At 33.7% G+C, this 21,635-nt stretch carries 21 protein-coding genes; 4 read left to right on the top strand and 17 right to left on the bottom strand.

Annotated elements, in window-relative coordinates; all coding sequences use genetic code 11:
- Positions 1-295: 295 nt before the first annotated feature.
- From IHE43_RS01035 to IHE43_RS00995, 9 genes are all read right to left on the bottom strand, one after another.
- A complete protein-coding gene (locus IHE43_RS01035; RefSeq protein ID WP_192186275.1) occupies positions 296-694 on the bottom strand; it encodes a hypothetical protein in 399 nt (132 codons plus the stop codon).
- A gap of 16 nt (positions 695-710) precedes the next feature.
- On the bottom strand, positions 711-2,150 hold the full coding sequence (locus IHE43_RS01030) for a hypothetical protein (RefSeq protein WP_192186274.1): 1,440 nt from the start codon (positions 2,148-2,150) through the stop codon (positions 711-713).
- Positions 2,151-2,475: 325 nt separating this feature from the next.
- A complete protein-coding gene (locus IHE43_RS01025) occupies positions 2,476-2,793 on the bottom strand; it encodes a 2Fe-2S iron-sulfur cluster-binding protein (protein ID WP_007805184.1) in 318 nt (105 codons plus the stop codon).
- Positions 2,794-2,858: 65 nt separating this feature from the next.
- Complete coding sequence (locus IHE43_RS01020) at positions 2,859-3,341, bottom strand: hypothetical protein (protein WP_192186273.1); 483 nt, start codon at positions 3,339-3,341, stop codon at positions 2,859-2,861.
- A gap of 212 nt (positions 3,342-3,553) precedes the next feature.
- The gene (locus IHE43_RS01015) at positions 3,554-3,793 is read right to left on the bottom strand and encodes a NifU family protein (protein WP_026982674.1); all 240 of its coding nucleotides are present in this window, start codon (positions 3,791-3,793) and stop codon (positions 3,554-3,556) included.
- A 100-nt stretch (positions 3,794-3,893) separates the two neighbouring features.
- Complete coding sequence (locus IHE43_RS01010; protein WP_192186272.1) at positions 3,894-5,027, bottom strand: Mrp/NBP35 family ATP-binding protein; 1,134 nt, start codon at positions 5,025-5,027, stop codon at positions 3,894-3,896.
- Between the two features lie 269 nt (positions 5,028-5,296).
- Positions 5,297-7,732: an ABC transporter permease gene (locus IHE43_RS01005; protein ID WP_192186271.1), complete on the bottom strand. Its 2,436-nt coding sequence runs from the start codon at positions 7,730-7,732 to the stop codon at positions 5,297-5,299.
- Positions 7,733-7,877: 145 nt separating this feature from the next.
- Positions 7,878-8,585, bottom strand: coding sequence for an ABC transporter ATP-binding protein (locus IHE43_RS01000; RefSeq protein ID WP_192186270.1), 708 nt, complete (start codon positions 8,583-8,585; stop codon positions 7,878-7,880).
- Between the two features lie 181 nt (positions 8,586-8,766).
- Positions 8,767-10,011: an efflux RND transporter periplasmic adaptor subunit gene (locus tag IHE43_RS00995; RefSeq protein WP_192188130.1), complete on the bottom strand. Its 1,245-nt coding sequence runs from the start codon at positions 10,009-10,011 to the stop codon at positions 8,767-8,769.
- Between the two features lie 157 nt (positions 10,012-10,168).
- Here IHE43_RS00995 and IHE43_RS00990 point away from each other — a divergent pair, with 157 nt between their 5' ends.
- Entirely contained in the window at positions 10,169-11,527 is a 1,359-nt protein-coding gene (locus IHE43_RS00990; RefSeq protein WP_192186269.1) for a sigma-54 dependent transcriptional regulator, read from the top strand.
- A gap of 133 nt (positions 11,528-11,660) precedes the next feature.
- Positions 11,661-12,986 carry a PAS domain-containing sensor histidine kinase gene (locus tag IHE43_RS00985; RefSeq protein ID WP_192186268.1) on the top strand — a complete coding sequence of 442 codons (1,326 nt, stop codon included), beginning with the start codon at positions 11,661-11,663 and terminating at the stop codon, positions 12,984-12,986.
- Between the two features lie 122 nt (positions 12,987-13,108).
- Here IHE43_RS00985 and IHE43_RS00980 read toward each other — a convergent pair whose 3' ends face one another.
- The 5 genes from IHE43_RS00980 to IHE43_RS00960 all read right to left on the bottom strand — a co-directional run bounded on the left by IHE43_RS00980 (position 13,109) and on the right by IHE43_RS00960 (position 17,542).
- Positions 13,109-13,438 carry an MGMT family protein gene (locus IHE43_RS00980; protein ID WP_192186267.1) on the bottom strand — a complete coding sequence of 110 codons (330 nt, stop codon included), beginning with the start codon at positions 13,436-13,438 and terminating at the stop codon, positions 13,109-13,111.
- A 136-nt stretch (positions 13,439-13,574) separates the two neighbouring features.
- Positions 13,575-14,213 (bottom strand): LysE family transporter, encoded by a 639-nt coding sequence (locus tag IHE43_RS00975; protein WP_192186266.1) that lies wholly within the window; start codon positions 14,211-14,213, stop codon positions 13,575-13,577.
- A 42-nt stretch (positions 14,214-14,255) separates the two neighbouring features.
- On the bottom strand, positions 14,256-14,933 hold the full coding sequence (trmB, locus tag IHE43_RS00970; RefSeq protein ID WP_192188129.1) for a tRNA (guanosine(46)-N7)-methyltransferase TrmB: 678 nt from the start codon (positions 14,931-14,933) through the stop codon (positions 14,256-14,258).
- A gap of 471 nt (positions 14,934-15,404) precedes the next feature.
- A complete protein-coding gene (locus tag IHE43_RS00965) occupies positions 15,405-16,787 on the bottom strand; it encodes an ammonium transporter (protein ID WP_192186265.1) in 1,383 nt (460 codons plus the stop codon).
- 263 nt (positions 16,788-17,050) lie between these two features.
- Positions 17,051-17,542: a nuclear transport factor 2 family protein gene (locus IHE43_RS00960; RefSeq protein WP_192186264.1), complete on the bottom strand. Its 492-nt coding sequence runs from the start codon at positions 17,540-17,542 to the stop codon at positions 17,051-17,053.
- Positions 17,543-17,929: 387 nt separating this feature from the next.
- Here IHE43_RS00960 and IHE43_RS00955 point away from each other — a divergent pair, with 387 nt between their 5' ends.
- Positions 17,930-18,601 (top strand): hypothetical protein, encoded by a 672-nt coding sequence (locus IHE43_RS00955; RefSeq protein WP_192186263.1) that lies wholly within the window; start codon positions 17,930-17,932, stop codon positions 18,599-18,601.
- Positions 18,602-18,976: 375 nt separating this feature from the next.
- On the opposite strand, the gene IHE43_RS00950 is transcribed toward IHE43_RS00955, so the two are convergent.
- Positions 18,977-19,291, bottom strand: a complete 315-nt coding sequence (locus IHE43_RS00950) for an HPF/RaiA family ribosome-associated protein (RefSeq protein ID WP_026982687.1) — start codon at positions 19,289-19,291, stop codon at positions 18,977-18,979.
- Between the two features lie 436 nt (positions 19,292-19,727).
- On the opposite strand from IHE43_RS00950, the gene IHE43_RS00945 reads away from it, so the two are divergent.
- On the top strand, positions 19,728-19,961 hold the full coding sequence (locus tag IHE43_RS00945) for a hypothetical protein (protein ID WP_192186262.1): 234 nt from the start codon (positions 19,728-19,730) through the stop codon (positions 19,959-19,961).
- 390 nt (positions 19,962-20,351) lie between these two features.
- On the opposite strand, the gene IHE43_RS00940 is transcribed toward IHE43_RS00945, so the two are convergent.
- Positions 20,352-20,621: a hypothetical protein gene (locus tag IHE43_RS00940; protein ID WP_192186261.1), complete on the bottom strand. Its 270-nt coding sequence runs from the start codon at positions 20,619-20,621 to the stop codon at positions 20,352-20,354.
- 9 nt (positions 20,622-20,630) lie between these two features.
- Entirely contained in the window at positions 20,631-21,401 is a 771-nt protein-coding gene (locus IHE43_RS00935) for a DUF3883 domain-containing protein (protein WP_192186260.1), read from the bottom strand.
- Positions 21,402-21,635: the final 234 nt, after the last annotated feature.

The raw sequence follows: 21,635 nt of genomic DNA, 5'->3' as shown, positions 1-21,635 counted from the left end.
ATGTTTATTTATATAATTTTGATGATTCTGCAAATTTTTTAAAGCAAAGAACCTCTCGAGGCTTATTGCACTTTACATCCTTATGTTTTTTAAAATAAACTGCACCTTCCTTGCATCATAATTATTCTTAATTATGTATCGTTTAGGTTCATCATTTTTAGATGTAAAAAGATACTTGCCATCTAATTTAAAAAAAAAGCGTGTCTTTCCTTTTTCCTGAGCCCTTAAGGTATTCATAGGAAAGAATGATAAAATAATTATAATAATATATATATTCACTAGATGCTTCTTTTACTTATTCAATTTCATAACTTGATTTTACTTGAATGTATTTCTTTTTGCTATCTACCTCCTTGACTAAAAAAACAAAATAATCTCTAAGGTATTTCCAAAGTTCGTAATCATTTAATTTTGGGTCTGTGTTTTTATCAAAATATTTTGAGGAACGTACAAATTTCCTAAGACAAATTTCTTTTGATTTTATTTTTTGATTTTCCAAAGTTTTAACTTCCGTAAAGTAAAAAGCACCATTGTTAGTGCCATTGCTATCTTTTAAATAAAAATGATTTGGAATCTTAACATAGGTTCTAATGTAATTTTTATCGTAAGAAAAGAAAAGCGTGTCTTTTGGATTTTCTTGAGCCGCTATAAATGTTGAAAATAGAGACAGTAAAATAAGAGCAACTGTTTTCATAATATTTTTTTTGAATTTAATTAGTACAAGGAGTCCCTTTGCTTAACATAGTCGTTCTGCTAGCAAGAGCTTCTATTACTGCTTTTTTGTCCGCAGGTAAATCTGACCACGCTTTTACATTGTTTTCACGTAATCCACCCCACGCTAATGCTTCATAGAAAGCATCATTTGGAACTTCACCATAATATTGAGTGTATTTATTATAATCATCAACAAGAACATTTTTATGAAATGTCTTTAAAGCTTCTTTCATGCTATTAAGATATAAATTTGCGATAGTATTATGTTGATTTCCATAGGCATCAAATGTTGTTTTAAAATCTAATCTTTCTGCATTTGTTCCGAGTTTTGTTTCTAATTTTCTAAAAATATCTGCATGAATGTATTCGTGCAAAATTGTTCTAGCAACTTCAAGAGAAGCATTACTATTAGATTTTGATGTACTAATCTCTATTGTTATTGATTTACCTTCTGGGGGTAAAGTTCTTCCATTAATTTCTCTCTCCACGCCCTGACTATCCTTACCTGTAATTACATCTTTAGAAACAATCAAAACATCAAACTCCGATTGACCCTGAAAATTAGATAATAAATTCTGAACAAAAGAGTCTCCATTTTTATTTAATAAATCATTAAGACATTTTGCTTTTCCTATAAGTGCATCTATAATTTTTACCGGTGAAGGTGCTGTAATACCTCCACCACCGCTACTCCCCCCGCCACCATTAGGTGAGGTATAGCCACCTGTAGTTGAACCTCCAATTACAGGTGAACGTGGCCCGTAGTATACGATTGGAGTCCCTTTACTTGGAGCATTTACAATAACCGGTCTTAGAGGAGTTGCGGTATCACCGCCTGATTTACCACCACATCCACCATCACCAAAATCAGCATAAATACAAGGAGCTTCAATTGGAGCTTTGTTTGTTGTGTTTCTTTGAGTATAATCTATAACTTCGACACTTCCAGTTTCTACAACCTGATTGTTTTCAAATCTGGCAGCTCTGACAAAACCATTTTTTAAATCCCAAACACTCATGAACCCTGTAAAATCAACACCATCGATGGATTGACTACTCGGTTTAACCTCTTTATTAGTATATATTTCGTAAACCAATGCCTTATAATCTTCTTGGCCTGTTTTATAAATATACAATCTTTGTTCCCAAAAGTCGCGTTGATCTTTTTTCAATTCATTGACGGGAACAATAATTGTCTCTGTTCCGTCTTGTGATTTTGTAATCTGAGCATCGTCCCAGTTGTAATCTAGATTTTGCATCAATACAATATTGTCACCTTTATCGTGATAATCATCAAACCACTTTTTAGCTGATTGAATATTTTTAGCCTGAGAAATTTGTGTACCAGATGATGAGCTATCATTTTCACAGCTAAATAAAATTAAGACAAAAGAGATTAAAACTACTCTTATAGTCCTTTTTAATGGTTGCTTCATATTTATACAAATTAATTATAATTATTTAAAGAAGAAAGGTTATTAAATTTTATTTTATAGGTTTTCAACTATAAAATAAAAGCTTTTCAAAACTAATGAAAAAATTAATAATGTAAAAAAAACACTACATAATTAATATCTAAATTGTTTAAGACTTTTCTATTTCAATCGATGAGATTATGATATAAAAAAAGCGAGAACCTAATTCTCGCTTTTTTGTATTTTAATATTTCGGAGTCAGATAGTTCCAAACAAAAATTCCAAATTCCAATAGTATGAATGTTCTATTGGAATTTGGAATTTTACAATATTGTAATTTATTATTTTAATATTCAGGAGCCAGCTCTAATTCCAGTCCTTCTAATTCTGTAGTAATCGGAATCTGACAGCCTAAACGACTATTAGATTTAACATAAAATGCCTCCGAAAGCATGGCTTCTTCATCATCGCCCATTTCTGGTAATGCAACATCATTTAGAACATAACACTGACAAGAAGCACACATGGCCATTCCGCCACAGGTTCCTTCAACAGGAAGTTCGTATGCCTTGCATAACTCCATTATATTCATTGCCATATCAGTTGGAGCCTGTAACTCGTGTATAACTCCTTCTCGATCCTTAATCTTTATTAATACATCCATTTTAATTAATTGGAATTTTATGGGTCAGGATTTTATAACGTGAAAAAATCCTTGTTTATAGTTAGTTAACTAGTTGGTTTTAGACTGAATGCGTATTCCTTTTTACTGCTCTCTTTAAGATGCATTTTTAAGCCAAGTGTGTTACCGCTTTTTTCTAATATTGTCACTATCGCAATAACCGAATAATAATCTTTGTCTGACTGAAAAATTAAAGTTCCCTCATATGTTGAGTTTACTACACCTTGTTTATCAGTTGTTACAGTTAATTTTCTCGGATGTGAAAATTCTGCAGCGCTATATGTTGCCTTGTTTGAAAATTTTGCTTTTCCTTCACAGATATCATATAGAAAATCATAATTGCCAATTCTTAAACTTCCTTCTTCAGCTGCAGGATTAATTGAAAAAACAATTTGTCCTGCATATTTAAAATCTGACCATTCTTCTGAATCATTTACCCAGGCTTTGTCAACAATTAAAGTTTGACTTTGTTGTGCGTAATTTACAGACACAAGAAAGAACAATAAAAATAGAACGTAAAATTTCTTCATAGTTTAAGATTTAGGGATGTTTACAAATTTAAGTTAAATCTGTAATAATTCCTTAAACAAAACTCTTAAATCTTTAAGTTGTTTTTTAATAATTTCGCAATATCTGTCATTGTTTTCAATGTTTTATTTCGAAATTATAAGATAAATGCGTAAAAGGCATACTATTCTTGTTAATGACACAAAGTCTTAAAGAGCAGAAAAGTACTTTTTTATTACATAATATTTACCACAGTTTCTATCTGCGGAGCGTATTTTTTTATCGTTGTTTCAACTCCTGCTTTTAGCGTCATCTGATTTACACTACAGCTAATGCATGCTCCTTCAAGACGAACTTTGACATGTTTGTCATCGTCTATGGAAATAAGCGTAATATCTCCTCCATCAGAATTTAAAAAAGGTCTGATCTCATCCAGAGCTAGTAATACGTTGCTTGTTAATTCTTCTGTTGTCATAATTTTATTTGTCAATTAAACAATGTGCCAATTAGAAAATGAGATAATTAGATAATTTTCTAATTGGCACATTTTCTAATTTTCTCATTATCTCAATTATCTAATTCTTTTTAACCGCTGAACATCCAGCCATTGTTGTAATTTTAATGGCTTCTGTTGCAGGTAAACTATCGTTTCTGTTTACTACTTCCTGTACCACATTTCTGGTAATTTCTTCAAAAATAGTTTCAATTACAGAGGCTGTCTGCAAAGCTGCCGGGCGACCGTAATCTCCTGCTTCACGTATTGACTGTACAATTGGCACTTCTCCTAAGAATGGAACATCTAAATCTTCTGCAAGATTTTTAGCTCCTTCCTGTCCAAAGATATAGTATTTATTGTCAGGTAATTCTTCTGGTGTAAAGTACGCCATATTTTCAATAATTCCCAAAACAGGAACATTAATATTGTCCTGCATAAACATCGAAACTCCTTTTTTAGCATCGGCAAGAGCCACGGCCTGAGGTGTACTTACAACTACAGCTCCGGTAATTGGCAATGATTGCATAATCGAAAGGTGAATGTCTCCGGTTCCGGGAGGTAAATCGATTAGCATGAAATCCAATTCTCCCCAATCTGCATCAAAGATCATTTGATTTAGCGCTTTTGCAGCCATAGGACCTCTCCAGATTACTGCCTGACTTGGTGCTGTAAAGAATCCGATAGAAAGTATTTTGACTTCAAAACTTTCAATTGGTTTCATTTTTGATTTTCCGTCAACGGTAATAGAAATTGGTTTTTCATTTTCAACGTCAAACATAATTGGCATCGAAGGCCCGTAAATATCAGCGTCTAAAACTCCAACTGAAAAACCCATTTTGGCAAGTGTTACGGCAAGATTTGCGGTAACAGTTGATTTTCCCACACCACCTTTTCCAGAAGCAACGGCAATAATATTTTTGATTCCCGGAATGGCTTTTCCTTTTATTTCATTAGGATTTTCCTTCGCTTCTACCTTGATGTTTACTTTAACTTTAGCTTCAGGAGATACCAATTTATGAATTGTTTTTTTGATATCATCTTCAGCTCTTTTTTTAATGTGCATTGCCGGTGTGTGTAATAGTAAATCTACGACAACTTCATCACCAAAAGTAATAACATTGGCAACAGCACCACTTTCAACCATATTTTTTCCTTCTCCGGCTATGGTAATTGTTTCCAGAGCTTTAAGAATTTCTTTTCTATCTAATTTCATTTTTAATGTAGGTGTTTCTATTGGTGAAACGTATTTAAACACTATGTTTATTTAAACTCGTTTCAGACTGCAAAGATAACAGATTATGTTTGGATTTCTGCCCTTTTTGAATCGTATTTATCGATATCGAAATTATTCAAAATGATACTATTGCGCTTTTTAGGCCAGCAAATAAAAATTATGAAGTCTGACAACTTAGTTTTCTAAGAAAAGAAACCCGTCAGATTTACTAAATCTGACGGGTTTCTTAAAAAAAATGGTCTACAAGTCTATTCGTATTTTAAATATTTTAAAATGTCTATTTTGGTTACCTGATAGGCTTTTGCCAAAACAATCATTAAAGTCAAAACTAATAAAGAAACTAACGCAATGCTAAAAGGAACTATTGAAACATTGATTCTGAAAGCGAAATTCTCCAGCCATTTTTGTAACAAAATATAGGCAGGAACAATTCCGATTGCAAATCCCATCAAACAAAAAATCACATATTGTTTTGATAATTCTTTAAGCAGAATATCTGTTTCTGCGCCTAAAGTTTTTCTGATCGCAATTTCTTTTAATCTTCTTTCCATCGAAAATGATGCCAAAGCAAATAATCCAAAAATGGCAATCACGATAACAACAAGATTTAAGATAAAAAACAAATCTTTTTGTTTCACCTGTTCCTGATAGGTTTTAGCAAAACCTTTATTTACAAATTCATAGTCAAAAGGATAATCCGGATTTACATTTTTCTCCCAGTAGCTTTTAAGTTTTGCTAAAGTTTCGCTTAAATTATTGGGAGAAACTTTTATGTAAACATTATTAAAGTTATTCCACTTTAAAGTTTTAAGGTTGACAAAAACCATAGGCGGAACTTTGTCCTGAAGCCCTGTAATATGAAAATCTTTTACAACACCCACGATTTTAAATTTTAAATTTTCTCCGCCTTCGTCTCCCCAACCAGATGTTATTACTGTGTTTATTGGGTTTTTAAGGTTTAAAGTTTTTACCAAAGTTTCGTTCATCAGCATATTACTAACCGTATCTGAAGCAAACTCAGGAGATAAATCACGACCCTGAACAATTTTGATTTTCATCATTTCAAGAAAACCAAAATCCATTTCAACATTTCTTGGTTGAACGACAATACCATTGTGTGTGAACCCTGAACTCGAATTGGTACTGTTTCCAAAAGTTCCTGCAAAAGTAGAAATTTCCTGAACTCCTGAAATTTTCCTGATTTCTTGTTTCATCGTCAGGTATTGGTCTGTTCTTTGTTTTCGTTCAGGAGTATTAAACTGAATCCTTAATACCTGATCACCATTAAAACCAAGTTCCTTGTTCATCATATAATCAACCTGCGAATTTACAATTAAGGCACCAATGATAAAAAAGGCAGCAATTCCAAACTGAAAAATCAACATGGAATTTCGGATCCAGATTCCGCTTTTGCTTCGGGAAAAATTACCTTTTAGAACTTTTAATGTTTCAAAATTGGAGATATAAACAGCAGGGAAAATACCCGCAAGAACAATTACTAATCCAAATATAAAAATGAGCTGCAGGTAAAATTCACCACCATTCATGGTTAAAGTTTTCTTCAAAAAGTTGTTATAATAAGGCAGGGAAAGCTCAACAATTGCCAAAGCGAATATTATCGATAGAATAACAATTATGGATGTTTCAAAGATAAACTGCGTTGTAATCTGGCCTTTTGTGGCGCCCACAATTTTACGCACACCAACCTCTTTTGCGCGTTTTATAGCTGAGGCTGTAGCCAGGTTAATGTAATTTACCAGAGATAAAACCAGAATCAAAATAGACAAACCAACCATGATGTAAAGCAATTGCAAATTACCTCTTCCTTCCGGAAAATTAATTCCCTGAGAAGATTTTGTTCCATGCAAACGGGCCGTTTGTAATTGATCTATTATAACTGTCGTTTCGCCATTTTCCTTAACATATTGTGCTACAGTCTGACCACTTTCTTTTGCGTCTTTAGCTGTTCTGTTGACAAAGTTTACATTCTGCATCTTCTTTAAAAGGGCAACAGGATCAGTACCTTTTTTGGCTTTAATCATCATGCCATAATTAAAGTTTCCCCAACTCGTTTTGTCGCCTTCGCGTTGAACACCTCCAAAAACGTAGTTAGGTTGTATAGAAGACGGTTTCATTAAACGATAAACCGATTTTACAGTATAAAATTTATTGCTATAATTGATCGACTGACCAATTGGGTCCTGATTGTTAAAGAGCAATTTCGCCGTTTCTTCAGAGATTGCAACACTGTTGTCTTCTTTCAGGATATTAGTTTTGGCTCCTTGTACAATTGGAAATGGAAAAACATCAAAAAAGCCATTGTCGGCAACAGTGATTTTGTCCGCCATTATTTTTTTGTTCTGGAATTTTATTGGAGCATTGTCATACCAGGTATTGTTAAAAAAACAAACAGATTCAATTTCAGGAATTGTGGCTTTGCAGGTTTCTCCAAAGGGAATTGAATTGGATGCCCAGGTATTGCCCGTCATTCCTATTTTGTTCAGCACCTGATAAGTGTTTTCTTTTTCAGGATTCCATTGATCATAAGCGTTTTCATTGTTCCAATATAATATTGCGAAAATCACACCGGCAACCCCAATGCTTAATCCCAAAACATTTAAAAACGAAAACAGTTTGCTTTGCTTTAAATGATAAATAAATATTTTAAACCAGTTAAAAATCATGGTGTATCTTTTATAGTTGTTAGTTTTTTTATAAAGTCTAAAAGGTTTTTGGACCCATTAGATTTTTTAGATCATTGCTAATATTTGGCAAACCAATCCAATTAGGATTGTGATTGCGGTTACAATAAATTTTATCATTTTGAAATTATTTAGCGTCCATAAAAACATCTACATTTCTCTGATTTAATCGTTCAGAGAATATTACGCCATCTTTCATATGTATCGTTTTTTGAGAAAACGAAGCATCATAATCAGAGTGGGTTACCATCAAAATTGTCGCACCTTTAGCGTGCAAATCAGTTAAAAGTTCCATTACTTCATTACCGTTTTTACTGTCCAGATTTCCGGTTGGCTCATCGGCCAAAATGATTTTCGGATCATTTACCAAAGCTCTTGCAACGGCAACTCTTTGTTGTTGACCTCCTGAAAGCTGTTGCGGATAATGTTTTAAGCGGTGAGAGATATTCAATTTCTCAGCAATAGCCTCAATTTTTTGTTTTCTGTCTGATGCTTTTACATTGTTGTAAAGCAAAGGCAATTCGATATTGTCGTAAACAGAAAGCTCGTCGATTAGGTTGAAATTTTGGAAAATGAATCCGATATTTTCTTTACGAACCGCGGCTCTTCCTTTTTCTTTTAGGCCAATCATTTCCTGATCTAATAATTTATAACTTCCATCGGTAGCGCTGTCCAAAAGCCCGATGATATTCAATAAAGTCGATTTTCCACAACCTGAAGGCCCCATGATAGTTAAAAAATCACCTTTTTTAATTTCTAAAGAAATACTGCTTAATGCTGATGTTTCTACTTCTTCGGTTCTAAAAACTTTGGTTAAATTTTGAATTGTTATCATAATGCTTAAGGTGTTAAATGTTATTATTCGTTTTTTGATTGATGATTTTGATTGATGATTGAAACTTCTATTTTTTTGCCACGAATTACACTAATTTCCGCTAATTATTTTTTTACTTAGAATGTAAAAATTCGTGGCGAACTTTTTTTAATTGCATGCTGAAAACTGTGACTGAAAACTGCTACTGAGAACTAATAGACAATTCTTCTACATCTTTATAATCTGTATAAGAGGATGTAATCACAGATTCGCCTTCTTTTAAGCCTTCCAGAATTTCATAGTATGAAGGATTTTCTCTGCCTAATTTGATGTTTCTTCTTTCGGCTTTATTTCCTTTTACCACAAAAATCCATTTTCCGGCCGTTTCCTGATTGAAGCTTCCTTTTGGAACCACTAATGTTTTGTTTTTCTCTGATAAAATCAGTTTTACGCCAAAACTAAGTCCGTCTTGTAGAACGATTTCTTCTTTAGAAGTGAAAGCCAATTCAACTGTAAAGTGCCCGCTTTTTACTTCCGGAATTACTTTAGTTACTAAAACTTCTAATGTTTTTCCTTTAAATTCAACCTGACCTTTTAAGCCTTCGCGAACTTTTTCCAAATAAAACTCATCAACATCGGCAGCCAATTTGTAACCTTTTTTCGAATCGATTTTTCCGATGCTTTCTCCTGCCTGGAATGTTTTTCCTAAAACAGGTTCAAATGAAGTTAATCGACCAGTTTCCGGCGCAGTAATCAAAAAGTTCTTTTTGTTGTTTCTTAAAATATCCAAACTTTTTTCCATCGTCTGAATCGAACGGTTGATTTGAGAAATCTGAACCTGATTGGTTTGTTTTTCTTTCTGAATACTTTGTTGAATCGTTCTTTTGCGTTCTTCCTGAAAACGTAAACTTTCCTTAAACGTGTTCCAGTCGTTTTTCGAGATTACTTCTTTCTCGTACAATCTCGCATTCATATCGTATAATCTTTTGGCATCGTTATAATCGTGTTCGATCAAAACTAAATCTTTATTTAAATTCAATTCCTGATTTCTAATGTTTAGTTTTCCTGTATTCAAATTATTGATTTGCTCAATAATGGCTGTTTCCTGAGTCAGATAATTCAATTCTGTGTTGGGGTTGTACAAACGAGCCAGTGATTGTCCTTGTGTAACCATGGCGCCGTTTTCAACAAAAATCTCTTTTACAGATCCTCCTTCTGTAACATTTACAAGCATCACGTTCAAAGGTTCAACTTTAGCCTGAAAAACCACAAAATCTTCAAAAAAGGCTTTTTCGATTTTTTGAATTGATAGTTCTTCTGCTTTTACATTTAAACTTCTTTTGGTGTTAAATGAAAAAAAGATGATGACAGCCAAAACTAAAAAAACTCCAATTGCTATTGTGAGATATCTAAATTTTCTATTTTTACGAGGAATTACCTTGTCCATTTTATAAATAATTTGTTGATTACCAATAGGTAAATATTGTGCCACAAAATTTATTATTTGTAAGGCCTTGATTTTAAAGAAGCCTTATAAACCATTCAAAAAAAGGAGTGTTCGATAATGAACAGTTGACCGTTCAAAATCGGACAAAAAAAGACAGATGCGAAAAAAACTAGCCCAAATATTAATTGTTGACGATCAGGAAGAAATTCTTTTTTCGGCAAAAATGATTCTCAAAAAGCATTTTGAAACTATTTTTACGACAAACAATCCCAAAAAAATCATTTCTCTTTTAAGTGAAAATGAGATAAATGTGGTTTTATTGGACATGAATTACCGAATTGGTTTTGAAGACGGACGCGAAGGAATTCATTGGCTGAAAGAAATTAAAACACTTTCGCCTCAAACCATTGTGATTTTAATGACAGCGTTTGGTAAAATTGAAACAGCTGTTGAAGGAATAAAAATAGGTGCTTTTGATTATGTTTTGAAACCCTGGCACAACGAAAAATTACTGGAAACGATTGATAAGGCTGTCGCCGAAAGCAGAAAAAATAGCAAAAAACCGGTAATCGAAAAAACCGAAAAAAGATATTTCGTCGGAACTTCCCAAAAAATAAAACAAGCCTATTCTATTGCTGAAAGAGTAGCGAAAACTGATGCCAACGTTTTGATTTTAGGCGAAAACGGAACCGGAAAATATGTTTTTGCGGAGTTTATCCATCAACATTCTGAACGAAAAAAACAGCCTTTTGTGCATGTTGATTTGGGTTCTTTGAGTGATAATTTATTTGAAAGTGAACTTTTTGGCTACGCAAAAGGTGCTTTTACCGATGCCAAAACTGATACTCCCGGAAGATTCGAAATGGCTTCAAATGGCACTATTTTTCTCGATGAAATTGGGAATATTCCGCTTCATTTGCAAGCCAAATTATTACACGTTTTACAAACAAAAACCGTTACACGTTTGGGTGAAAGCAAGCCAAGACCTTTAAATGTCCGAATTATTTCGGCTACAAACAGCGATATTAAGGCTGAGGTAAAAAGCAAAACCTTCCGTGAAGATTTGCTGTACCGAATCAATACAATGGAAATTCATTTGCCATCCTTGAGAGAACGAAAAGATGATATTGTTCCGATGGCCAATTTTATCCTCGATCAGATTGCTGAAAAATACAATCATGGTCCCGAAGCTTCGGGATGGCAATTTGAAGAAAATGCAGGTCCGTATTTAGAAAAATATCCATGGAAAGGAAATGTCCGCGAAATGGAAAACAAGATCGAGCGCGCTTTGATTTTAGCCGACAATAATACAATTACGGTTCACGACTTAGATATTCTGGATTTTGAAGATATTCAGCAAAACGACGAAAATCCGTTATCTGAAATGGAAAAAACAGCCATCGAAAAAGCCTTATTCAAACACCACGGAAACATCAGCAAAACTGCTGAGGAATTAGGTTTGTCAAGAGCCGCTTTGTACAGAAGAATTGAGAAATACGACTTGAAGAATACTTAGTCAGGGTGTTGATTTTACCGCAAAGCACGCAAAGTATTTTTTTCGTTGTGTTTGTAATTGAGATTATTAAGTTCGCAAAGCTTTGTGTAGCGACCTTTGCGGTTAAATTTTAAACATTATTAAGAAAAAATAAATGAAAAATTGGAAGTTTTATAACGCCTTATTTGTGAGAGTCTTGTTTGTTATGGCGCTCTTTTTCTTTTGCGTTTTTCTAATTTATAAAATGTTTTATTACAACGCCATTTTGGTCGGGCTTTTTGCGGTTGTAATGTTATTTGAAATGTATTTTTATGTCAAAAACCAATTGCTGTTTTATGACAGAACTTTGCTCTCTATGCTTCAAAAAGACTTTTCGACCAATTTTCCGGAAGAGAATAAAAAAGACAATTTCAAAAGTTTATATCTTTTATACGAAGCTTTAAAAATCCAGCAGCAGGAGCAAACCTCAAAGGAATTAGTATATCAATCTATCTTAAATAGTATCGATACCGGCGCTTTAATTTTAGAAAAAGAAAATGACGAGTGGAATATCTTTTTAATGAATGATTGTTTCTCCAATTTATTCAAAGTGCCAAAAGTGAGTCATTGGAGTTACTTAAAAAACTATTTGCCATCACTTTGTAATGAAATCGAAAAGTCTGATTTTGCCGAATTAAAATCGGCGATTTCGATTAAAATTGAAGAGCAGGATCTGCAGACTTTTATGCTCCAAACATCGCTTACCAAAACGTATAACAAAGAATATTTCATTATTTTATTAGACAGTATTCAGCGTGTGATTGAGAAAAAGGAAAAAGAAGCCTGGATCAATTTGATGAAAATTATCTCCCATGAATTAATGAATTCCTTAACTCCAATTCGTGCGCTTTCGCAGAATTTACTCCAGATTGTCGATCAGGAAAAATTGGAAGAAGATGATTTTGACGACATCAAAAGCAGTATTTCTACCATTATAAATAGGAGTGACCATATTCAGGTTTTTGTGGAGAATTACAGAAAGTTGGCCATGCTTCCAACTCCAACAAAAGTAATGACGCCAATAAACGCACTTTTCGATGATTGCCTCCGAATCATGAGTCCGATTTTAAAAGCGGAGAATATTGAATTGATCAATGAAATAAATAGTTCGCGTTCAATTTTGATTGATAAAAATCAAATGGAGCAGGTGATTATCAATTTGATTACGAATAGTATTTATGCTTTAAAAGAAAAACAGGAAAAGAAAATGTTTCTATCCAGTTATACCGAAAACAATCGTTTTTTCATCACGATTTCGGATAACGGAAAAGGTATCGATTCTGAGATTCGGGACAAAGTTTTTCTGCCTTTTTTCACCACCAGAAAAGACGGTGCCGGAATTGGTTTAACACTCTCAAAAAACATCATCGAAGCCCATGGAGGATACTTAAGCTATCAAACTGATGAAGATAAAACGAGCTTTGTTATTTGTTTAATTTAGGTTTTTTTCTTTCCTGCAAGGTTTTCAAAACCTTGTAGGTATGTTATTTGATGATGAAAAGGAATGTAAACCTACAAGGTTTTGAAAACCTTGCAGGAAGCTCTAAAATGAACTTATATCACTTATATGGTGGAAATTTCCGGTTGCCAAAAGTGTTTTTCCAAATCAATAATTTGATTGTTCACGACTTCAATGCCTTCGCTTTCGAGAAGTTGCTGCATTAAATTGGTTCCGTCAAAATGATGTTTTCCGGTTAGAAGTCCTTTTCGGTTTACGACTCTGTGCGCCGGAACATCATCCCTATTATGACAGGCGTTCATCGCCCAGCCCACCATACGGGCAGAGCGAGCGGTTCCTAAGGCCTTTGCAATAGCACCATAAGAAGTTACTTTCCCGTACGGAATTTGTCTGGCGATCTCATAAACTCTTTCAAAAAAATTATCTTCAGCCATAGTTATTTTTGCCACGAATTTCACGAATTATTGTATTGCGTTAAATCTGGAGAAACTTTTTTTTAGCACTTATTTATATGAATGTAAAAATAAAATTAATTCGTGGAGATTAGTGAAATTCGTGGCAAACTAATCTTTACCCAAAATAGTAATTCAAAATATTGAAAAGAGTAACCACAGCAACTAACCCCGTAATGCTTCCAATAATAGTATTCATGTTGCGCATTAGGTAATCGGTTTTCTTTTCTATTTTTCCGAAGAAGCCAATATAACTGTACAAAGCAGCAAACGAACCCAAAACAGAACCCATTACAAAAGTAAAAATGATATTGTTTTCAAACACGAAAAGATGGTAAGATGCTAAAGTAACACTTACCAACACATAATAGGGAATCGGGAAAAAGTTTAAGCCTGAAAGCAGCATTCCTAAAAAGAAACGACTTTTTTTACTGCTCTTTTTGATTTTTGATTTCTTTTTGGTTTTCGGTTCTTTAGCAATAAATAAAAAGTATATCGTCAAGATTGAAAAAATTACAAATCCTACTTCGCGCAGCAACGTTACAACATCAGGGCGATTATCAATAACATGTGCAAATAAAAGTGCCACATAAACCTGAAAAAAAATAACCAAAAGCGCACCGGCAACAAACCACAAAGCATTCTTTTTTCCTTCTTTCAAATTTACTTTTGCTGCGGTCATGTTGATTAAACCAGGTGGAATAATCCCAATGAAAGCGGCAATAAAACCTGAAAGTAATGGAGTAAGTAATGCCATTCAGTAATAAAATCGGTTAGAAAGTTGGTTTCAAAAAATAAATTAGTCTTTAATTTTGAAACGAATATACGTAATTGCCTTGTTAATTTCTAAATATTGTTTTTCATAAAAGGTCTGAAAAGCAGTTACTTCTTCCGGACTTCCTTCATTTGTGTAAACATTATGATTTGCATACAAAACTTCGTGGCCTTCACCATGAAGCAATCCAAGGGTATAACCGTGCATGAATTCGCTGTCGGTTTTAAGGTTTACGACACCGTCTTTTTTAAGGATTTTTTTATATAATTTCAAAAACTCAGAATTCGTCATTCTGTGTTTTGTCCTTTTGTATTTGATTTGCGGATCCGGAAAAGTAATCCAGATTTCGTCTACTTCATTATCAGCAAAAATATGATTGATCAATTCGATTTGAGTTCGAATAAAAGCAACATTATGAAGACCAGTTTCAACAGCAGTTTTGGCACCTCTCCAGAAACGGGCTCCTTTAATATCGATTCCGATAAAATTTTTGTTGGGATATCTTTCTGCTAATCCAACAGAATATTCTCCTTTTCCACATCCTAATTCTAAAACTAATGGATTGTCATTTTTAAAGAAATCAGAATTCCATTTTCCTTTTAAAGGCATTAAATCGCCTACAACTTCTTCTCTGGTTGGTTGAAAAACGTTTTGAAATGTTTCGTTTTCTCTGAATCTTTTTAGTTTATTTTTACTTCCCACTTTTACAAAAATTTTCAGCAAAATTAAGGAATATAAACGAATGAATGTAGCGTAATTAGGGTTTAAAATTTTTTGCCACGAATTTTCATATTTCAGATCTTTTTTTTGCCACGAATTTCACGAATTTCCACAAATTAATTTAATCGGAATGATTGAAAAAAAATTAGTAAAAATTAGTGTAATTGCTTCGCCTGTTCCCTTTGGTCGGGTCGTGGTAAACCTTTTTCAATATTTTTTCCCAGTAATACGGTTCTGCTATTGCTTTTGATTTGGGATCTAAAGTTTCGTCGTGTAGTGATTGTGGTTTAAAATTTTTTGCCACAAAATTTTACATTGTGGATCTTTTTTTTAACCACAAATTACACAAATTACCACAAATTAATTTAATCGGTAGGATTGAAAAAAATTAGTGGAAATTAGTGAAATTGCTTCGCCTGTTCCCTTTGGTCGGGTCGTGGCAAACTTATTTTTTTACCCGTAATGAGGTTCCGTAATGGGTTTTGATTTTGGATCAAGTGTTTCATCGTGTTGTGATAAATCCAATCCGATGTGTTCTGATTCTTCTGAAACTCTTAGTGGGATTATAAAGTTCGTTACTTTGAATAGGAAATAAGCTCCGAAGAAAGTAAAAATAGAAACCAGTACCAACGCCATCATATGATGTCCAAAAACATTCCATCCTCCGTGTAACAAGCTCGCGTCTTCACCGTGAGCAAAAATAGCAGTCAGAATCATTCCCATAATTCCGCCAACACCGTGACAGGCAAAAACGTCCAGCGTATCATCAAATCTTTTTGAGAAACGACAGTTTACAACAGAGTTTGAAACCAAAGCGGTAACGAATCCAAAGAACATACTTTCAGGTACTGATACATATCCTGCAGCAGGAGTAATGGCAACTAAACCTACTACAGCACCAATACAAGCACCTAAAGCCGAAACTTTTCTGCCGTTCATTCGGTCAAAGAAAACCCAGGTTAACATGGCTGCTGCCGATGAAGTGGTTGTGGTTGCAAAAGCCATTGCGGCAGTTCCGTTGGCTGCAAGTGCAGAACCAGCGTTGAATCCGAACCAGCCAAACCAAAGCATTCCCGTTCCTAATAATACAAACGGAATATTGGTTGGTATATGATCACTGTTTTTTCTTTTTCCTAAAACGATAACTCCGGCAAGCGCAGCGAATCCTGAACTCATGTGTACTACAGTTCCTCCGGCGAAATCTTTAACGCCAAAATAACTTCCTAAAACTCCGGTCGGATACCAAACGGCATGACACAAAGGAGCGTATATGAAAATGGTAAATAAACTGATGAAAATTAAATAGGAGATAAAACGAACGCGCTCTGCAAATGAACCCGTAATAATAGCCGGAGCAATAATGGCAAATTTCATTTGGAACAAAGCAAAAAGCATAAACGGAATCGTGCTCGCTAATTTTTTATGTGGTAAAATATTAACGTAATCCATAAAGGCAAAAGTGGTCGGATTCCCGAAGAAGCTGTAAAAATGTTCTCCAGATCCAAAACCTACAGGATCTCCAAAAGCCAGACTAAAACCAACCGTAACCCATAAAAGTGTTACAACGCCCAGACAGATGAAACTTTGCAACATGGTAGAAATGACATTTTTCTTGCCTACCATTCCGCCATAGAAAAACGATAATCCCGGCGTCATGATTAAAACGAGACAACATGAAGTTAACATCCAGGCAACGTCGGCAGGAACAATTTGATCGATAGTGCCAAATTCTGATAAAACATAATTGTTCTCCGTAACTGTTGGCCAAAATGCACCCGTAATACAAACTAAACTTATAATAATAAAGGAAATGATCCAGCGTCTTTCTATTTTCATTTTTCAAATACTTTATTGAACCCTATTTTTTTTGGGGTCAAAGTTAAAAAAAAATAAAGATTTTGATTTTGAGGGCTGTAAAAATAGAGGCTAAGTTTTTATTTTAGTCAATATTGTAAAATTCGGGTTGTTTTTTTGAGACAATGTTATTTTGAGCTTCTAAATTCAGGCTAATATTGTCAATTGTATTATAATTAAATTGCTATTGTTTTTTGTAAAGCCCTAGAAAAGTTAGGATTATAAGAAGAAACTTAAAAATTGTTTTATTTTTTCTTAAGCTTATCAATCAAAGCGTCTTCGATTGGCGCTTTTATTTTAATTGCCGCACTAACTTCATCATTCGGAACGGTCATTGATAAAACATAATGCTGAATTTTCCATTCTTTTCCCACTTTCACCAAAACACCAGAACCGCGACAAATTTTCATTTGCGTATTCAGCAATTCATCAAACCAGGCAACATTTCCGGTTTTGTCAAAAAAGATATGACGTTCCAATGCGGTGAAATTCCATGTTTTGCCACTTTTGAAAAAAGGTTTCGCCCAGATTTGAAAGTCTGGTTTGATCCAGTTTTCTGTAGCATCCGTCCCAATGAAAATCGCATCTTCCGTCATTGCATTAAAATAGTCATCAAATTTCACATCGGCGGCCGCTTTGTGCCAGGCATCGAGTGTTTTGTTGACTTTTTCTTTTTCCGCGTTTTGTGCATTTAGAAAAGTAGTAACAAATAATAAAAGTAAGATGGTTTTTTTCATGGCTTTGGTTATTTGAGTTAAAGGTAAGAAAATTTCTTTTAAAGGTTCAGAGGCACAGTCCCGAGGCTTCGGGAGCAAGGTTCAAAGGTTTTTTTAGGCTTTGCGCATAATATCTCTCGCAAAGTCGCAGAGGCGCAAAGTTTTTGTTTCACGCAGATTTAAAAAGATTTAAGCAGATTTACGCAGATCATTTCTAAATTAAATCTGCTTAAATCTGCAGAATCTGCGTGAAATAATCTTTTTAATCTGTAGCTATAAATAAAACTTTGCGACTCTGCGCCTTTGCGAGATTAAATGACAAAGCAATTCAACATAAAACTTAAAATCTCTTATATCACTTATATGGTGTAAATTTTTTTATATTTGAATGCTTTAAAATACCACATTATGAATCCGAGAATCTTTATCAGTTCGATTGTTATTAGTTCATTGTTTTTTGTGTCTTGCAAAAAGGAATTAGAACCTCAGGAAAGTACGCCAACTTCTGAATTAGTTAAATTGGGATTGGTAAAAGATACGGCCAAAGTCAAGTCGGTAGTAGAGGCACCACAGCCACAAACTAATCCGAATACGGTATTGGGAGAAACAAAAGGAATGAATCCTGCACACGGACAGCCAGGGCATCGTTGTGATATTGCGGTTGGCGCGCCGTTGAATTCGGCTCCAACGCAAGGACAAACGGCAACGGCACAACCAACACAAACGGTACAGGTAAATCCGAATCAGAATAATAGGGTTACCACAACAACAACTGTTGCGGCACCGGCAAAAGTGGCGAAAGGAATGAATCCATCGCACGGACAACCAGGTCACAGATGTGATATTCCGGTTGGAGCACCATTAAATTCTCCGGTTGCAAAACCAGTTGCGGCGACACCAGCCCAAAGCGGAAGCACTTCTCAAACTTTTACGGTTACACCACCAGCGGCTAATCAAAATGCAGTTCCGGCTTTATTAAGCACCGAAGCGCCTAAAGTTGCTGAAGGAATGAATCCCGCTCACGGACAACCCGGACACCGTTGCGACATCGCAGTAGGTGCGCCGTTACCAAAATCTTAAATTAGTCGAAAGTCGAAGGTCAAAAGTCGAAAGTAAAAACCATATAAGTGATGTAAGTTCATTTAATTGGGGTGTTTACTTTGCGCTTAATTTTTTTTCACCATATAAGTGATATAAGTTCATTTTAATTGGGGTGTTGAACTTTGCGCCTAATTTTGTAAAGGATAGAAGCTCACATAAGTGTTGAACATAGATTTCACCAAAGTCACGAAGCCGCAAAGAAAATAAACTTTGCGGCTTCGCGACTTTGCGTGAGAATTGCTCCTATGAGCAACTTTATATGTCCTTATATCATATTAGGTAAAAAAAATAAACACAAAGTTTATTAAATGAACTTATATCACTTATATGGTGAAAAAACCGGTTGCTATATATTTAAAAAGTTTTTTGCTTTTCGAAAGTAGTCGTTAATGTTTTTTTGGCTTTGGCCAAAGCGCCACTAAAAGCTTTTTCAAGTGTATCAGAGTGTTCTGTAACGGTTATGGGTTGTAGTTTTGCTGTGCGGACTTCGATTACGCATTTTTTATCGTTCAAGCTGAATTTCTCGCCATTTTCATCTCCGAAATGAACCTCAACGCGGGTAATTTTTTCTTCAAAACGGGTAAGCCCTTTTTCTAATTCTCCAGAAAAATAAGCTTCTAATCTTTCGTGTCCTTCGATGTTTTTATCGGTATTGATTTGAATTTTCATATGGGTTATATTTTAATGATTGTTTCTCAAAGCTATCTTTTTTAAGATGAAATGCCAAGTGAGTTAATAAAACATTATGAAATTTCGTTGCCCTTTTTTTGTCATTCCGATCCCGAGTCTCTGGTAAAGAAACTCAAAAATTTTTGTCAGGCTGAGCGGAGTCGTTTGTCAGGCTGAGCGGAGTCGAAGCCCCCCGCAAGTAGCTCAACAATCAAAAGCAAATCAAAAGTAAAATTAATTCCTACAACTTTTTTCAATTGATACTGAACGCCCGTGTTTTTTGGTATCTTTGCAGTCCTAAACGTTAAAATTATGACTTCGACAAAACTTTTGCCCGTGTGGTATGGTGGCGGTATTGGAAACAACTGCAACGCATTTAACGGCGTAGGACACCTTAGCTATGCGGGTTTTATATTTCCCCTAAACGTTAAAAATTATGAGTACAAACACCCTTTCAAAAGAAGCCGAAGTCCGGCTAATTGATTTTTTCAACAAATCAGTCGATCCGGAAACTCTGGCAAAAACAATTAGACGAATAAATTACCTTTTCGCCTTAAGTGTAATGCGAGAATGCGAAACCCTTCAAACCAATATTACAACCGTAGAAAATGGTTTTTATTGGTTGAATGAATTAGCAGAAATTTTAAATCCTTATTTTGAGATTGAATAATTAGAAATTGAAAAAGCCACTAGAAGTGGCTTTTTTTGTTTTGTTTTTTCCGTCTGTTTTGTCATTTCGAGGCACGAGAAATCTTCGCAAGTAGCTCGATGATCATAAGAAACCAAAAGAGCAATAGGCAGTTATTCCTATTCAGATTTTCTTAATTCTAAATTTAATTATGTGATCACAGCAATCACACTTAATAAAACTACTATCATCTACATCCATATCTATTTCAATTTCGTAATCACAAATAGGACAATTGTAAATAATATCTATAAGTTTTATAGGCGGATTAAGTACAGTTGGAATGTCTAAAATTGAATATTCTATCATAATCATTTTATATTTTCAGCTAGTTTTTTAATTATCTAAAATCTTTCTTTTAATATTTTCAATTTATCCAAACTGTATATAGTCAAATATAAAATCATTGATATCTTCTCCTTCAGAATCAAATTTTAAAATAATTCTAGAGCATAAATTATCAACCCAATTTTCAATTTCTTCTAAAGAATTAATGTTATTTAGAAAAGACAAAAGCTTATTTTGATTTGTAAAATCATCTATGAACATAACAATATCTTCTTTAAAACTATCTGCGTAATTTTCATTTGGTCGAGACAAGTAATTTTCTAAATGCTGAATTTTTTTATTAAAGCTTAACATAATGTTTTTTCAATTAATATCTGAAATTAAATGATATTCTTTAATTTCTTTAGATCTTATAGTTCTTTCTTCAAATTTTAAATTACCAATAGGATTTTCAATTGTCAAAAAATTTGGTGAATCATTCATGTTTAAAACTAAAGCAATAATATAATCATTTTTATATTCTGAAGCCATTAAAAACTCTTTTTCAGTTAATCTAAACTTTCCTCTTTTCTCCCTAATTCCTTTAACTTCTGCTAAAAATGAACTTTCATTAACATTAATTTGAAAATCATAACCATCTCCGTATAATCTTGCATCTTCTAAAATTCCATTCTTAAAGTTAGAAATTTCATTGTAATTATTTATAAAGTATAACTCGGCTTCTAAACCTGTTTCTTGAAGTTTTTTAAATCTTGATTTTACGATTGGTTTAACTTCAACATAAAGTTCTTTTATCTTGTAATTTTCCTTTAAGTATAATTTTACGATATCGGCATAGCTTTTTACATTTTCATTGCCAAATAAACTGTCAATTAAATGTTTTCTGTGAAGGTATGCATTACCTTTTTGCCACCAACCTTTTCTTTCATTTGGAAAAAAGGGGTCAAATATGTCCATTCTATTTTTTACAACGCTTGGCGTTTCGGCTAGTCCAATTTTTACAAAATATTGAAAAAAACTAGTTTGTGTGGTAAAACCAAACTCCTTTATGAATAGCTTATCAAATTTAGATAATCCATAACCAATCAAATTTAGAACTTCATAATTTTCATGTTTATTGCTATTTTGAGTCATAAATTACATGCTTAAATTTAATTACTTACCTATTTGTACCAAAAGTAACAATAAAAAACGTTCTTAATTTTGGGAAATATGTAAATGTGGAAGAATTAATATTTAATATAATTCATGAATTGAAGTTTATCTATTTGGATATTGAAAGATTGGAAATAAATATAGAGGCTTTTTATGGACAATTGATCAACTAATTTTTATTGTCGATTTATAATTGCTTCCATATAAAATAAA

It is taken from the genome of Flavobacterium sp. MDT1-60 (assembly GCF_014844035.1).
In the GTDB taxonomy this organism is placed as follows: Bacteria; Bacteroidota; Bacteroidia; order Flavobacteriales; family Flavobacteriaceae; genus Flavobacterium.
This window is presented reverse-complemented; position numbering and strand designations above follow the sequence as displayed.

What these genes read in the sequence shown, in the direction of transcription:
- IHE43_RS01035 (WP_192186275.1), bottom strand. Translation starts at nt 694, where the DNA reads ATGAAAACAGTTGCTCTTATTTTACTGTCTCTATTTTCAACATTTATA.
- IHE43_RS01030 (WP_192186274.1), bottom strand. Translation starts at nt 2,150, where the DNA reads ATGAAGCAACCATTAAAAAGGACTATAAGAGTAGTTTTAATCTCTTTT.
- IHE43_RS01025 (WP_007805184.1), bottom strand. Translation starts at nt 2,793, where the DNA reads ATGGATGTATTAATAAAGATTAAGGATCGAGAAGGAGTTATACACGAG.
- IHE43_RS01020 (WP_192186273.1), bottom strand. Translation starts at nt 3,341, where the DNA reads ATGAAGAAATTTTACGTTCTATTTTTATTGTTCTTTCTTGTGTCTGTA.
- IHE43_RS01015 (WP_026982674.1), bottom strand. Translation starts at nt 3,793, where the DNA reads ATGACAACAGAAGAATTAACAAGCAACGTATTACTAGCTCTGGATGAG.
- IHE43_RS01010 (WP_192186272.1), bottom strand. Translation starts at nt 5,027, where the DNA reads ATGAAATTAGATAGAAAAGAAATTCTTAAAGCTCTGGAAACAATTACC.
- IHE43_RS01005 (WP_192186271.1), bottom strand. Translation starts at nt 7,732, where the DNA reads ATGATTTTTAACTGGTTTAAAATATTTATTTATCATTTAAAGCAAAGC.
- IHE43_RS01000 (WP_192186270.1), bottom strand. Translation starts at nt 8,585, where the DNA reads ATGATAACAATTCAAAATTTAACCAAAGTTTTTAGAACCGAAGAAGTA.
- IHE43_RS00995 (WP_192188130.1), bottom strand. Translation starts at nt 10,011, where the DNA reads ATGGACAAGGTAATTCCTCGTAAAAATAGAAAATTTAGATATCTCACA.
- IHE43_RS00990 (WP_192186269.1), top strand. Translation starts at nt 10,169, where the DNA reads ATGCGAAAAAAACTAGCCCAAATATTAATTGTTGACGATCAGGAAGAA.
- IHE43_RS00985 (WP_192186268.1), top strand. Translation starts at nt 11,661, where the DNA reads ATGAAAAATTGGAAGTTTTATAACGCCTTATTTGTGAGAGTCTTGTTT.
- IHE43_RS00980 (WP_192186267.1), bottom strand. Translation starts at nt 13,438, where the DNA reads ATGGCTGAAGATAATTTTTTTGAAAGAGTTTATGAGATCGCCAGACAA.
- IHE43_RS00975 (WP_192186266.1), bottom strand. Translation starts at nt 14,213, where the DNA reads ATGGCATTACTTACTCCATTACTTTCAGGTTTTATTGCCGCTTTCATT.
- IHE43_RS00965 (WP_192186265.1), bottom strand. Translation starts at nt 16,787, where the DNA reads ATGAAAATAGAAAGACGCTGGATCATTTCCTTTATTATTATAAGTTTA.
- IHE43_RS00960 (WP_192186264.1), bottom strand. Translation starts at nt 17,542, where the DNA reads ATGAAAAAAACCATCTTACTTTTATTATTTGTTACTACTTTTCTAAAT.
- IHE43_RS00955 (WP_192186263.1), top strand. Translation starts at nt 17,930, where the DNA reads ATGAATCCGAGAATCTTTATCAGTTCGATTGTTATTAGTTCATTGTTT.
- IHE43_RS00950 (WP_026982687.1), bottom strand. Translation starts at nt 19,291, where the DNA reads ATGAAAATTCAAATCAATACCGATAAAAACATCGAAGGACACGAAAGA.
- IHE43_RS00945 (WP_192186262.1), top strand. Translation starts at nt 19,728, where the DNA reads ATGAGTACAAACACCCTTTCAAAAGAAGCCGAAGTCCGGCTAATTGAT.
- IHE43_RS00940 (WP_192186261.1), bottom strand. Translation starts at nt 20,621, where the DNA reads ATGTTAAGCTTTAATAAAAAAATTCAGCATTTAGAAAATTACTTGTCT.
- IHE43_RS00935 (WP_192186260.1), bottom strand. Translation starts at nt 21,401, where the DNA reads ATGACTCAAAATAGCAATAAACATGAAAATTATGAAGTTCTAAATTTG.